The organism is Pseudomonas sp. GV071 (genome assembly GCF_003050835.1).
Classification (GTDB): Bacteria; Pseudomonadota; Gammaproteobacteria; order Pseudomonadales; family Pseudomonadaceae; genus Aquipseudomonas.
Map to the genome: position 1 here is coordinate 92100 of NZ_QAOJ01000015.1, position 13003 is coordinate 105102.

At 62.3% G+C, this 13003-nt stretch carries 12 protein-coding genes; 5 read left to right on the top strand and 7 right to left on the bottom strand.

The genetic code is table 11. The annotated features are described in order from the left end of the window. Positions 1 to 85: 85 nt before the first annotated feature. The 3 genes from C8K61_RS23745 to C8K61_RS23755 all read right to left on the bottom strand — a co-directional run bounded on the left by C8K61_RS23745 (position 86) and on the right by C8K61_RS23755 (position 1815). Positions 86 to 673, bottom strand: a complete 588-nt coding sequence (locus C8K61_RS23745) for an LON peptidase substrate-binding domain-containing protein (RefSeq protein ID WP_108098848.1) — start codon at positions 671 to 673, stop codon at positions 86 to 88. 67 nt (positions 674 to 740) lie between these two features. Further along, positions 741 to 1454, bottom strand: coding sequence for an LrgB family protein (locus C8K61_RS23750; protein WP_108098850.1), 714 nt, complete (start codon positions 1452 to 1454; stop codon positions 741 to 743). Continuing rightward, the gene (locus C8K61_RS23755) at positions 1447 to 1815 is read right to left on the bottom strand and encodes a CidA/LrgA family protein (protein WP_108098852.1); all 369 of its coding nucleotides are present in this window, start codon (positions 1813 to 1815) and stop codon (positions 1447 to 1449) included. The genes C8K61_RS23750 and C8K61_RS23755 overlap by 8 nt, the downstream gene beginning before the upstream one ends. Before the next feature lie 225 nt (positions 1816 to 2040). Here C8K61_RS23755 and C8K61_RS23760 point away from each other — a divergent pair, with 225 nt between their 5' ends. The 5 genes from C8K61_RS23760 (at position 2041) to C8K61_RS23780 (ending at position 6204) form a co-directional block, all read left to right on the top strand. Next, positions 2041 to 2496 carry a MaoC family dehydratase gene (locus C8K61_RS23760; RefSeq protein ID WP_108098853.1) on the top strand — a complete coding sequence of 152 codons (456 nt, stop codon included), beginning with the start codon at positions 2041 to 2043 and terminating at the stop codon, positions 2494 to 2496. Positions 2497 to 2700: 204 nt separating this feature from the next. After that, positions 2701 to 4428, top strand: coding sequence for a C13 family peptidase (locus tag C8K61_RS23765; protein ID WP_108098855.1), 1728 nt, complete (start codon positions 2701 to 2703; stop codon positions 4426 to 4428). A 35-nt stretch (positions 4429 to 4463) separates the two neighbouring features. After that, positions 4464 to 5105, top strand: a complete 642-nt coding sequence (locus tag C8K61_RS23770; protein WP_108098857.1) for an oxidoreductase — start codon at positions 4464 to 4466, stop codon at positions 5103 to 5105. Positions 5106 to 5169: 64 nt separating this feature from the next. Then, positions 5170 to 5490: a DUF5629 family protein gene (locus tag C8K61_RS23775; RefSeq protein ID WP_108098859.1), complete on the top strand. Its 321-nt coding sequence runs from the start codon at positions 5170 to 5172 to the stop codon at positions 5488 to 5490. A 102-nt stretch (positions 5491 to 5592) separates the two neighbouring features. After that, positions 5593 to 6204, top strand: a complete 612-nt coding sequence (locus C8K61_RS23780; RefSeq protein ID WP_108098860.1) for a class I SAM-dependent methyltransferase — start codon at positions 5593 to 5595, stop codon at positions 6202 to 6204. Positions 6205 to 6306: 102 nt separating this feature from the next. On the opposite strand, the gene C8K61_RS23785 is transcribed toward C8K61_RS23780, so the two are convergent. From C8K61_RS23785 to C8K61_RS27135, 4 genes are all read right to left on the bottom strand, one after another. Continuing rightward, the gene (locus C8K61_RS23785) at positions 6307 to 6603 is read right to left on the bottom strand and encodes a YceK/YidQ family lipoprotein (protein WP_108098862.1); all 297 of its coding nucleotides are present in this window, start codon (positions 6601 to 6603) and stop codon (positions 6307 to 6309) included. Beyond that, the gene (gene ubiX, locus C8K61_RS23790; RefSeq protein WP_108098864.1) at positions 6596 to 7228 is read right to left on the bottom strand and encodes a flavin prenyltransferase UbiX; all 633 of its coding nucleotides are present in this window, start codon (positions 7226 to 7228) and stop codon (positions 6596 to 6598) included. The genes C8K61_RS23785 and ubiX overlap by 8 nt, the downstream gene beginning before the upstream one ends. Beyond that, the gene (gene mpl, locus C8K61_RS23795) at positions 7229 to 8581 is read right to left on the bottom strand and encodes a UDP-N-acetylmuramate:L-alanyl-gamma-D-glutamyl-meso-diaminopimelate ligase (RefSeq protein ID WP_108098866.1); all 1353 of its coding nucleotides are present in this window, start codon (positions 8579 to 8581) and stop codon (positions 7229 to 7231) included. Between the two features lie 192 nt (positions 8582 to 8773). Next, the gene (locus C8K61_RS27135) at positions 8774 to 12733 is read right to left on the bottom strand and encodes an S-layer family protein (protein ID WP_108098868.1); all 3960 of its coding nucleotides are present in this window, start codon (positions 12731 to 12733) and stop codon (positions 8774 to 8776) included. Positions 12734 to 13003: the final 270 nt, after the last annotated feature.

Sequence of the window (13003 nt, forward strand, 5' to 3'; positions counted from 1 at the left end):
TTGTAGGGTGTGCTATGCGCACCGAGCGGTTCGGCAGGAGATCGTTTGGTGCGCGCAGCACACCCTACAAGAGCAACAGCGCCCCCTACGCCGTCATCTCGCCTTGCAAGTCATCCAGCATCGTCTGAATCAAATCCAAGCGCTCCAACGGATCATCCACCGCCAGCAACTTGAGCTTCTGCTCGGTATCAAACGGCAACAGGTACGCCAGCTGATACCCCAGGTTCTGCTGCCCGGTAGCCTCGTTGCCCATGCCCAACTCCGCCACCATCGGATGCTGCGCCAACGCCTGGAGCAAGGCCGCCAAGTCAGCGTGCTCGGGCAGTAGCGGGAAATCCGCCGGCTCATCACACCAGACGACATCCGCGGTAGTCAGTTGATCGCGCTGCACCTCGGAATGCTGCACCTGGAACCGTCGCGTGCCTTCCACCCGGATACCCAACAAGCCGTTGGCTTGCTGCTTCCAATCGCGAATCACCGCCTCACAGCCGATTGAGGCAAAGCTGCCAGCCGCCTCGCCCACTTCTGCGCCGTCGAGAATGCACACCACGCCAAAGCCCTCATTGCGCTTCATGCAGGCACTGATCATGTCCAGATAACGCGCCTCGAAAATCTGCAGGTCGAGCACGCTGCCGGGAAACAACACCACGTTAAGGGGGAACAACGGCACCATCTTTCTCGCTCCTGGCTCGGCTGCTGCATCTATTGGTAGGGCTGTGACAACGTTCAAGCGTGGATGATCAGCTGAAAAGCGCCACCACCAGCGGCAAGGCCACCGCTGTGCCGACGCCCATCAGACTCATCGCCAATGCGGCAAACGCGCCACACTCCTCGCCCTCCTGCAGTGCCCGCGAGGTGCCCACCGCATGCGCCGTCATGCCCATGGCCAGGCCTTGCGCAGCCGGGTGGCGCACGCCGACACGGCGCATCAGCTCCGGGCCGAGAATGGCGCCGATCACCCCGGTGATCAGCACGAACACCGCCGCCAGCGCGCCAATGCCGCCAATCTGGTCGGCCACCAGCATGGCGATCGGCGAGGTCACCGATTTGGGCGCCATGCTCATCAGCATCATGTGGTCAGCGCCGAACCACCAAGCCAGCAGTACGCCCATGCCGGTGGCGACCACGCCACCAATCAGCAGGGTCAGCAGGGTTGGCCAGAACAGCTGGCGAATCCGTTTCAGGTTGAGAAACAGCGGCACGGCCAGGGCCACGGTGGCCGGGCCGAGGAAGATGGTCAGGGCTTGCGCGCTGACCTTGTACTCGTCGTAGCTGAGCCCACAGGCGAGCAACACGCCGATCACCGCCAGCATCGACACCAGCACTGGCTGGAGGAAAAACCAACGGGTTTTCTCATAGGCGGCCAGCGCCAGTTGGTACGCGCCCAGGGTTACGCCAACGCCGAACAAGGGGTGGTGGATCAGCGCCTGCCAGGCACCGGCGAAATCAAACATCGGCCTCTCCCCGCTTGCGCTGCTGACGGTCGATGAGTTTTTGCATCAGCCAGCCAGCGAACAGCATCGACAGCAACACCGACAGGACCAATGAGCCACCCACGGCCCAGAAGTCGGCGGCAATCGCCTTGGCGTACACCATCACGCCAACGGCGGCCGGCACCAGCAGCAACGGCAGGTAACGCAGCAAGCTGCTGGAGGCCACCGAGATGGATTCAGCCACCTCGCCCTGCCAGATCAGATAGCCGAGCAGCAGCACCAGCCCAATGATCGGCCCCGGCAGCATGTGTAGAAACAGCACGTTCAATACCGTGCCAAGCAGTTGGAAAACCACCAACCAGGTCAGGCCACGTAACAGCATGGAGTTCTCCAATTCAGACCGGGCACGCAAGGGGCGCCCGGGCAAAAAACAGTGCCGGCCATTATAAGCATGCTAAGCAATACGCCCCAACCAGACCGGTGCGCTGGCTGTATGCCGTGTTATTCGCGCTAGCGATGCAGGGTTGACCGGCCAAACCGCGCGTGATGATCTAGCGTGAATGGACGCTTTCAACAAAAACAAAACCCGTCTCCCCAAGGAGGACATATGCCATTGGTACCCGTCGCTGAACTGAAATCCTACATCGGCAAAGATATTGGCCACTCCGACTGGCTGACCATCGACCAGAACCGCATCAATCAATTCGCCGAGTGCACCGGCGACCACCAGTTCATTCACGTAGACCCGGAAAAAGCAGCCAAGACCCCGTTCGGCACCACCATCGCCCACGGCTTCTTGTCGCTGTCGCTGATTCCGGTGCTGATGGAAAAAATAGCCCTCGCCCCTGAAGGCCTGAAGATGGCCGTCAACTACGGCCTGGACAGCGTGCGCTTTATCCAGCCGGTGAAGGTCAACTCCCGCGTGCGCGCGGCCGTCAGCGTGATCGACGTGACCGAGAAAAACCCCGGCCAGTGGCTGCTCAAGGCCAAAGTCACCCTGGAAATCGAAGGCCAGGCCAAGCCGGCTTATATCGCTGAATCGCTGAGCCTGTACTTCGTCTGAAGCCAGCAGCTGCAGCACAAACGGGACGCTTCGGCGTCCCGTTTTATTTCGGTCAACAGCATCGCGGCTAAAGCCGCTCCTACGGGAACCTCGCTGTTTGTGGGAGGGGCTTTAGCCGCGATGCTGTTGATTGTGACCGCCACACGTTCGCCATAGCCTTTGCGGCATACTCTGCCCACAGTTATCCAACACGGAAGTTCTCCCATGCGCCTCCCCCTCCTCGCCCCACTGACCCTGGCAGTCTTGCTCGCCGCCTGCGGCAAAGGCGAACCCATCACCCCACCCAACGCCGTGCTGCCCGATGGCGGTCGCTACCGTGGCGAAGTGGTTGACGGTCTGCTGCAAGGCAAAGGCCGCATTGACTACCCCAATGGCAGTTGGTACGAAGGCGCGTTCAAAGATGGGCAGATGGATGGCCAGGGTGAATTGCAATACTCCGAAGGCACCCACTACGTCGGCCAATTCAAGGCCGGCGAGTTCGATGGTCAGGGGCTCATCACCTACACCTCGGGTAACTCGTACGAGGGTGGTTTTAAAAAGGGCGAAATGGACGGCGTCGGCACGCTAAAAGAAAAAGACGGCGAGAACTACGCCGGCGAGTTTAAAAACGGGCTCTACCACGGCATCGGCAAACTGAAGCGCGCGGATGGCGGCAGCTTCGAAGGCCACTTCATCAAAGGCGAGCCCAACGGTGTGGGCACCTACACCGACGACAGCGGCCTGCAGTTCAGCGGCACCTTCAAAAATGGCGAGCTAAACGGTGAAGGCACCTTCAAAGAGGCGGACGGGGCCAGCTACGCAGGCGGCTTCAAGCACACTCAGTTCGATGGCAAGGGGCGCTACCAGGGCGAAGACGGCAAGAGCTGGATTGGCACCTTCAAGGAAGGCACCTTGAACGGTATCGGCGAATTCAAAGGCGCAGACGGCACCCACTACAAAGGCGGTTTCCAGCATTGGCGTTACCACGGCGAAGGGCTGCTGACTCGGGCTGACGGCAAGCGCTATCAGGGCGGATTTGCCCACGGCCGTTATGACGGCACCGGCACCCTGACCGCCGCCGACGGCAGCGTAAAAGCCGGTACCTGGAAAAACGGCAAGCTGGTGCGCGACGCCCAAGGCAACGCCCTCCCCGACCCACTGGAAGTTGGCCTGCTGGAGCAAGGCAAACTGCTCGACCAAGCCCTGGCCGCCGTGCCCAAATCCACCCCGGCCGTCGAGCTGTACAGCCTGACCCTGGCCGGCGATGGCGAGCAGAGCGTGTTCCTGCGCGAAGCCGACTATGTCAGCACGTTGCTTAAAGAGCGCTTCGGCGCCCATGGCCAGATCACCCTGGTAAACCACCGCGACCATATGCTCGACCGCCCTCTGGCCACCCGCGAAAACCTGCGCCGTGCGGTGAAGACCCTGGCCGAACGATCGGGGCCGGAAGACCTGGTGTTCATCTACCTTACCAGCCACGGCTCGCGTGACCACCAACTGAGCCTGGTGCAGCCCGGCCTGCAGCTGGCCAACATGCCAGCCAGCGAATTGGCGGAACTGCTTTTGCCACTCAAGAGTCATTACAAAGTGGTCGTGGTGTCGGCGTGTTTCTCCGGTGGTTTCATCCCCGCGCTCAAGGATGATAAGACCCTGGTGATGGCCGCAGCACGCAGTGACCGAACCTCGTTCGGCTGTTCCGACGAGGCCGACTTCACCTATTTCGGCCGTGCGCTGTTCGCCGAAGCGTTGAGCAACACCGACGACCTCGAACGCGCCTTCGAGCAAGCCAAGGCCAGCGTGGCCAAACGTGAGCAGGAAGACGACTTCGAACCGTCGGAACCGCAGATCTGGGCCCCCAAGGGCGTGCTCGCACAGTGGCGCACATTGCGCGAGAGCCAGGCCAAGCAGGCGTTGACGGCGAGTGCCGCTAACAAACCGGGCGGCACCAACTAGACTGAGAGTGTTGCAACTTCCAGGAGGGTACAGCCATGTATTTGACCCCACAAAACGTTCTGCTCACTGGCGCCACCGGCCTCACCGGCGAGCACCTGCTTGACCGACTGCTCAACGAACCGACGGTGCAGCGCGTGCTGGCACCGACGCGCCGGGCACTGGCCGAGCACAACCACCTGGATAACCCACAGGGCGATTTGCTCACGCTGTTGCCGATGCTCGCCGGCAAGCAGGACATCGCCTTCTGCTGCCTGGGCACCACGATCAAACAGGCCGGCTCGCAGGAAGCCTTTCGCGCGGTGGATTACGACATGGTGCTGGCCGTCAGCCAGCGTGCGCGTGATCTCGGCGCGCGGCATTTCCTGTTGATCAGCGCGATGGGCGCCAACCCGAAATCCTCGGTGTTCTACAACCGGGTGAAGGGTGAAGTGGAGCAAGCGCTGATCGCGCAGAACTGGCCGCAGTTGACCATCGCCCGTCCTTCGCTGCTGATCGGCGACCGCATCGAGCCGCGCCTGGGCGAGCGGCTGATGGCGCCGATCATGCGCTGGATTCCCGGCAAGTACCGCGGCATTCCGGCCTGCACCCTGGCTCGCGCGCTCTGGCGTCTGGCGCTGGAAGACGGCGAAGGGGTGCGCATCGTCGAGTCGGACGAACTGCGCCGCCTCGGCCGCTGACCGTTGTCTATCGCCTGACGAGCGGCCACTATGGCCGCTCGTTTTTTATTGCTCGAGATTGACCATGACCACCACCCTGCTCACCGTCCTGCAAACCGCCGACATGCTGGAGATCAACGGCCTGTATGCCTGGCAGTTCGAACTGCACAGCGACCCGGCCCACAACGGCCCGGCGCTACGCATCGAATGCATGGACGGCCGCGACCTGCGCAAATGGCAGTTCAGCCTCGAACAGATCGCCGCCGCCCAGCACAACCTGGCCACCGACAGCTGGGCCATCAGCGACGACAAAGGCAGCCATGAGTTGAAGGCGCTGGCGGGAATCAACGCGGATAACTCGGATGCCGCTGACGACACGCCGGAAGACGACGTCGCCGAGCTGTAAAGCATCGCGGCTAAAGCCCCTCCCACAAACAACTCGGTCCCTGTGGGAGGGGCTTAGCCACGAAGCTGTTGATTTGGCACTATCCAACCAGGAGTGTGGTTCATGGGCTTTTACGACCGTCACATCCTCCCCCACCTGATTGACCTCGCCTGCGGCATGGGCGCGGTGATGAAGGCGCGCTCGCAGATCGTGCCCCTGGCCCATGGCCGGGTACTGGAAATCGGCATCGGCAGCGGCCTCAATCTGGAGTTCTACGACCCGGCCAAGGTGCAGCAGATCGTCGGCGTCGACCCGTCCGCCGACATGCAGGCACTGGCCCGCGAACGTGCCGCGCGCATCAGTATTCCAGTGGAAATGATCGCCCTCGAACTGGGGCAGATTCAGGCACCGGCGGCGAGCTTCGACAGCATCGTCTGCACCTTCACCCTGTGCACCATTGCCGATGCGGTAGCGGCACTCAAAGAAATGCGCCGGGTGCTGAAACCCGGCGGCCGTTTGCTGTTCTGTGAACACGGCAAGGCGCCGGACCTGCCCGTGCTGCGCTGGCAAAACCGCCTGACGCCGATCTGGAAACCGTTGGCCGGTGGCTGCCACCTGAACCGCGACATGCCCCAGCTGATTGCCGCAGGCGGGTTCACCATCGGCGAGTTGCAGAGTCGTTATTTGAAGGGGCCAAAACCGATGACGTATGTGTATTCGGGGTGGGCGGAATGATCCCGACACGCTTTCTGTGGGAGAGGCTTCAGCCTCGATTCCTGCAACCGATGCATCAACAGCATCGCCGCTGAAGCCGCTCCTACAAGGTTCGGGGGCGGTCTACATCCCACCGCTGACGCCGAGGCTGAACCCCAACGCCGCCGCCAGCGACAGCGGCAACAACAAGGTATCCAGCAAGGCGCTGGCCGGCAGGTCCACCCCGGCATACTTCGGCGCCTCAGCCCCAAAGCGATCCAGCGGGCAGCAACCGCCATTCAGGCTGTACCAATCCAGCCGCGTGCCGGCATACACCACCGGTGCGCCCGGTTTGGCCGCGTTCAAGGTGCGTGTGGTGGCACACCCCAACAGCTGGGTGGCGAGCAGCACCAGCGCCACAACGCGGGCGGGCTTATTCATCACTGCTCAAATGATGCTCACCCCAGCGCGGCAACATGTCCTGGGGAATATTCAGCACATTGAGGATGCGCGCGACCACGAAGTCGATCAGGTCATCAATGGTTTGCGGCTGGTGATAGAAGCCTGGCGCCGCCGGCAGAATCACTGCGCCCATGTTCGACAGCTTGAGCATGTTCTCCAGATGAATGCTGGAGAACGGCGCCTCACGCGGCACCAGAATCAACTGGCGGCGCTCTTTCAACGCCACGTCGGCCGCCCGTTCGATCAGGTTGTTGCAGGCCCCGGTGGCAATCGCCGACAGCGTGCCGGTGGAGCACGGCACCACCACCATCGCCCCCGGTGCGCCGGAGCCGGATGCCACCGGCGCCATCCAGTCTTCCTTGCCATACACGCGAATCTGCCCCGGCGCGGCGCCGGTGTATTCGGTGAGGAAGGTCTGCATGGCTTGCGGTTTGGCCGGCAGGGTGACGTCGGTTTCGGTGGCCATCACCAACTGCGCCGCCTTGGAAATCAGAAAGTGCACTTCTCGCTCTTCCTGCACCAGGCAGTCGAGCAGGCGCAGGCCGTATTGCGCGCCAGAGGCGCCGGTCATGGCCAGGGTGACGCGTTCGGGACCGTTGCTCATTTATGCCTCCAGCGCCGCCGCCAGTTTGCCGTGCAGGCCGCCGAAGCCGCCGTTGCTCATCACCACCACCTGGGTGCCCGGCGAGGCCTGGGCTTTGACCGCAGCGATGATCGCTTCCAGCGAGTCGCACACCTGCGAGGGCACCGTGCAACTGGCGGTGGTGGCCGCCAGGTCCCAACCGAGATTCGGCGGCGCGAACCAGTACACCTGGTCGGCCTGCTTCACCGAGTCGGGCAACCCATCGCGGTGGGCACCGAGCTTCATGGAATTGGAGCGCGGCTCGATGATGGCGATCACCTTGGCCTCACCCACGCGCTTGCGCAGGCCATCAAGGGTGGTGGCGATGGCAGTCGGGTGGTGGGCGAAGTCATCGTAGATGGTCACGCCCTTGACCTCGGCGACCTTCTCCATCCGCCGCTTCACGTTCTTGAACGCGCTCAACGCTTCCACGCCCTGCGCCGGCACCACGCCAACATGGCGAGCCGCTGCCAGGCAGACCAGGGCATTGGCGACGTTGTGCTGGCCGGTCAGCGGCCAGTCGACCACGCCCTGGGCTACGCCTTCAAAACTCACTTCAAAGCGCGAACCGTCTTCGCTGAGCAGCTTGGCCTGCCACTGGGCACCAGCGCCGGTGGTTTGCACCGGGGTCCAGCAGCCCATGTCGATCACTCGCTTGAGCGCGGTTTCAGCGGCCGGATAAATCACCAGGCCTTCGCTGGGAATGGTGCGCACCAGGTGGTGGAACTGGCGCTCGATGGCGGCCAGGTCCGGGAAGATATCGGCATGGTCGAATTCGAGGTTATTCAGAATTGCAGTGCGCGGGCGGTAGTGAACGAACTTCGAACGCTTGTCGAAGAAGGCGCTGTCGTACTCATCCGCCTCGACCACGAAAAACGGCGTGCCACCCAAACGCGCCGACACCGCAAAGTTCTGCGGCACACCACCAATCAGAAAGCCCGGGCTCATGCCGGCATGCTCCAGCACCCAGGCAAGCATGCTGCTGGTGGTGGTTTTGCCGTGGGTGCCGGCGACGGCCAACACCCAGCGGCCTTGCAGCACATGGTCGGCCAGCCACTGCGGGCCGGAGACATAGGGCAGGCCCTTGTTCAGCACGTACTCCACCGCCGGGTTGCCGCGCGACAGCGCGTTGCCGACCACCACCAGATCGGGCGCCGGGTCGAGGTGCGCGGCGTCATAGCCCTGCATCAACTCGATGCCCTGGGCTTGCAGCTGGGTGCTCATCGGTGGGTAAACGTTGGCGTCGGAACCGGTAACCCGGTGACCGAGTTCCTTGGCCAGCACCGCGAGCGAACCCATGAAGGTGCCGCAAATGCCGAGGATATGAATGTGCATGGATGACCTCTGAAAACGGCTGGCAACGCCGCAAAAAAAACATGTCGCAGGTTAGCACAGGGCACCTGCGCAAGCCCCAGCCGGGCAGCGGATCTAGACCACCTGCCGCACACGTTCATTCCCTCCGGCCGAGCCGATGGCGCATAAAAAAGCCCCGCACACCGGCGGGGCTCCTCGTTACCGCTCAGGCCTTCACTGCCAGTTGGCAGCAATCACCAGATTCAGCTCATCACGCTGCGCCGTAGTCAGGTTGCTCTCGGCTCCCGCCGGCACACCGAATGCCGCCATGGCATCGACCAGCCCTTGCACCTGGCTGTCCAACAGCGTCCGGCCATCCGCCGCCTTGAACTGATCAAGGTGGTTGGCATTGCCGCCGTACCAGTTGTCGATACTCACCCGCTCCTCACCGCCCACCACACTGACTTCCAGGCTGCTGCCGTTCTGACGGAACCACAGCTGCTCAATGGAAATCCCCGCGCCGAACTGCAGCGTGTCGACGCTTTCCGGCGCGGCATCGGTGTTCTGGATCAGGTCCTGGCCGTCGCCGAGGCCGAACACATAGGTGTCCGAACCGGCGCCGCCGATCAGGGTGTCGTTACCCGCGTTGCCGGACAGCGTGTCGTTGCCAGTGCCTGCAGAAAGCACGTTGGCGGCGCTGTTGCCGAGCAGGACGTTGTCCATCGTGTTGCCGGTACCGTTGATGGCGTCGGAGCCGGTGAGGGTCAGGTTTTCCACACCAAATGCCAGGGTGTGGCTGATGGACGCTTCGACCGTGTCGATCCCCTCGTTTAGGTATTCGACCACTGTGTCGCCCAGCGAGTCGATCACGAAGGTGTCGTTGCCGAACCCGCCGTAGAGGGTGTCATTGCCTTCGCCGCCGTACAGGCGGTCATCGCCACGGCCACCATTCAAGGTGTCGTTGCCACTCCCGCCCAAGAGCACATCGTTGCCATCGCCGGCTATCAACGAGTCGTTGCCGGCGCCGCCATCGAGGTAACTCTGCCCCAGTCCCGACACCAGTTTGTCGTCACCACCGTTGCCATAGAGCGTGTTGTTGCCGACGCCGCCATACAACGCGTTATTGGCCTCGTTACCGATCAATACGTTGTCGAGCTCGTTGCCCCAGCCGTCGATGGCGGCGGTGCCGGTCAGGGTCAGATTCTCCAACTCCGCACGCAACGTGAAGGTCACGCTGGACTCAACGGTATCCACACCTTCGTTGGCATACTCGGTCACGCTGTCGGTGATCGAATCAACGCGATAGAGATCGTTGCCCGCACCGCCAAACAGGTAGTCATTGCCCGTTCCGCCGTCCAGCACATCATTGCCCGCGCCGCCGCGCAGGGTGTCATTGCCGCCATAGCCCAGCAGGGTGTCATCGCCTGAGAAACCAACCAGTTGCTCATTGCCCTCGGTGCCGGAAGTGAAGCGCTCGCGAATCTGCGCGGCGGTCCATACCGTGCCATCTGCAAAGCGGATTTCTTCCAGGCTCGTAGCGCTCCCCGGGCCGAAGAAGTTCGGCACCGTCACACTGTCAGCCAGGTTGGCGTGGCGCAGGAACAGGTTGTCGCCCTGTGCGATTACCGTGATGTCCGTGGCGGCGACGCCGTCGAGGAACTGAATGACATCGAGCTTGCCCACGCTGGCATCAAGGTTGTCGATTACATCCCGACCCCAGCCAGCGCCGAGCAGGTAAACATCATTGCCCTCGCCGCCCTGGAGGAAATCATTGCCGGCGCCGCCGAGCAGCCGATCATCCCCCGCCCCACCTTCAAGCCGGTTGGCCCCGGCGTTGCCGGTGAGGGTGTTGTTCAGGGCATTGCCAATGCCATTGAGATCGCTGGTACCGGTGAGGGTGAGGTTCTCAACGCCATCCACCAGGCTGTAGGAAATGCTTGCTTCGACGGTATCGATACCACTGGTATCGCTGACCAGATCCCCTGCCGAATCGACCACAAACAGGTCATTACCGGCACCGCCCCGCAGGGTGTCGCTGCCCGCGCCGCCGTCCAGGCGGTCGTTGCCATTACCGCCGTCCAGCACATCGTTGCCGCTGCCGCCGTCGAGGGTGTCATTGCCATCGACGCCATACAGGTAGTCGTTGCCGGCACCGCCACTGATGCTGTCGGCGCTGGCATAGCCGTTCAACGTGTCGTTGCCGCTGGTGCTCTGCAGGACCAAGGTTTTGACGTTCGCCACCGTCCAGCGCACGCCGTTGGCGAAGCGAATTTCATCCACGGCGTAGGACAGGCTAGCGTCGGAGTTGAAGTAGTTGCTGACCGTAATTTTGTCGCTGCTGCCGGCCAGGCTCAGCACCAAATTGATACCGGAGCGGGCGACTTGAATATCGCTCGGCAGGATATCGGCGGCGAACTCGATGGCGTCCAGGCCATTGACCGACTCGAAGTTGTACACCGTGTCCACGCCCCAGCCACGGGCAAAGCGGTAAACGTCATTGCCGGTTCCGCCCTCAAGGTAATCGTTGCCACCCTCGCCGCTCAACGTGTCGTTGCCAGAGTTGCCATACAGGCTGTTGGCGCCTTGGTTGCCGGTCAGCACGTTGTTGGCCGTGTTGCCGTAGCCGATCAGGTTGGCGCTGCCGGTCAGGCGCAGGTTCTCGACATTAAGGGTCAGCGCGCTGGTGATGCTGACGCTGGACTCCAGGGTGTCGATACCTTCGCCAGCATTTTCCTGGATCAAGTCAGTGGTGGAGTCGATCACATAGGTGTCGTCGCCCAGGCCGCCGCGTAGCGTGTCGATGCCAGCGCCACCGATCAGCAGGTCGTTGCCAGCGCCGCCGAGCAATAGGTCATTACCCTGGGCGCCATCCAGAGTGTCATTGCCCGCGCCGCCGTCGAGGGTGTCGGCGCCGCTGAAACCGGTGAGCAGATCATTGCCGCTGGTACCGGCGAGCACCATGCTGCGCACCTGAGCGAACGACCAGGTGGTGCCGCCACTGAAGCGGACCTGTTCCAGCGTGTAAGGGCTGACGCCATCGTTGAGGAAGTAGTTGCGCACCCGAACGCTGTCGGTGCTGCCTTTCAGGGTGAGGATCAGGTCATCACCCTGGTGCGTTGCCTGGATATCCGCAGGCAAAATACCGGCCGAGAACTCGATGGCATCCACACCGTTGGCGCTGTCGTAGTTGTCGATGACGTCCTGGCCCCAGCCTTTGTCGAACACGTAGGTGTCGTTGCCGTTTCCGCCATTGAGCTGGTCATTACCGGTGTCGCCGTTGAGGCGATCATCGCCGTCTCCACCCGACAGGTTGTCATCGCCCTCACCGCCGAACAGGCTGTCATTACCGGCGCCGCCCTCCAGGGCGTCCTTGCCCGCCATGCCGTACAGGCGGTCATTGCCGGTTTCACCCTTCAGGCGGTTGTCGTTGGCATTGCCGGTGACATCGTTGTTCAGTTCGTTGCCATTGCCATCAATTGCGGCGTCGCCAGTCAAAACCAGATTTTCCAGGTAGCTGCCAAGCGCGTACGTGCTGTTGCTACGCACGGTATCCACGCCACCCGTGCTAGTAGGGACTTCGACGATGGTGGTAGCCGTGCCGGTTGCCGAGTCGATCACATAAGTGTCGTTGCCGTTACCACCGTAAAGCTGGTTAGTGCCAACGCCACCATCCAGCCAATCATCCCCATCACCGCCCCACAGCTGATCATCGCCATCACCGCCAAACAGGCTGTCATTGCCGGCGCCGCCGTCGAGGGTGTCCTTGCCGTCCAGGCCGTAAAGGCGGTCGTTGCCGTCTTCACCGAGTAAGACGTTGTCACTGGCATTACCAGTGATCTCGTTGTCCAGCTCGTTGCCGCCGCCAGTCACCGCGCTGCCGGTGAGAACCAGATTTTCCAGGGCATAACCCAGGGTGTAACTGCCGTCGGTACGTACCGTATCGATGCCGGTATTCGCCCCTTCAGAAATCATGTTGGTACTGGATGCATCGATCACATACGTATCGTTGCCGTCGCCACCGCGAAGGTCGTTGTTGCCGGTGCCGCCATCGAGCCAGTCGTCATCGTCGCCGCCACTGAGGGTGTCGTTGCCGGCCCCGCCGATCAACGTGTCGTTACCTTGCTGCGCCCAAAGGCTGTCGTCGTCTTCGCCACCGACCAACAGATCGTCATTGGGTGTTCCGTAAATAACCATGCTTGCTCCTTGCTGGATAACCACAATTGCCCTGCCCCTATGCCGCGAACCCGGTTAGCCCAGGTCACGCGTCAGCAGTGGCAAGTGGAAGATAGAAAGTGGGGGTGCCCTGAAACTCAGGCGGCCGTTGGCCGTGGCGCTGAGGCGCGGGGCGAGGAGAGTGTTCAGGGCGGAGACCCGTTACCGGTGCGCAACGCGCAGGGCGATTCGGGCCAGAAATGATCTGGGGGATGAACTGTGTTTGCATCCTGCAGCAACTCCTTTGCTACG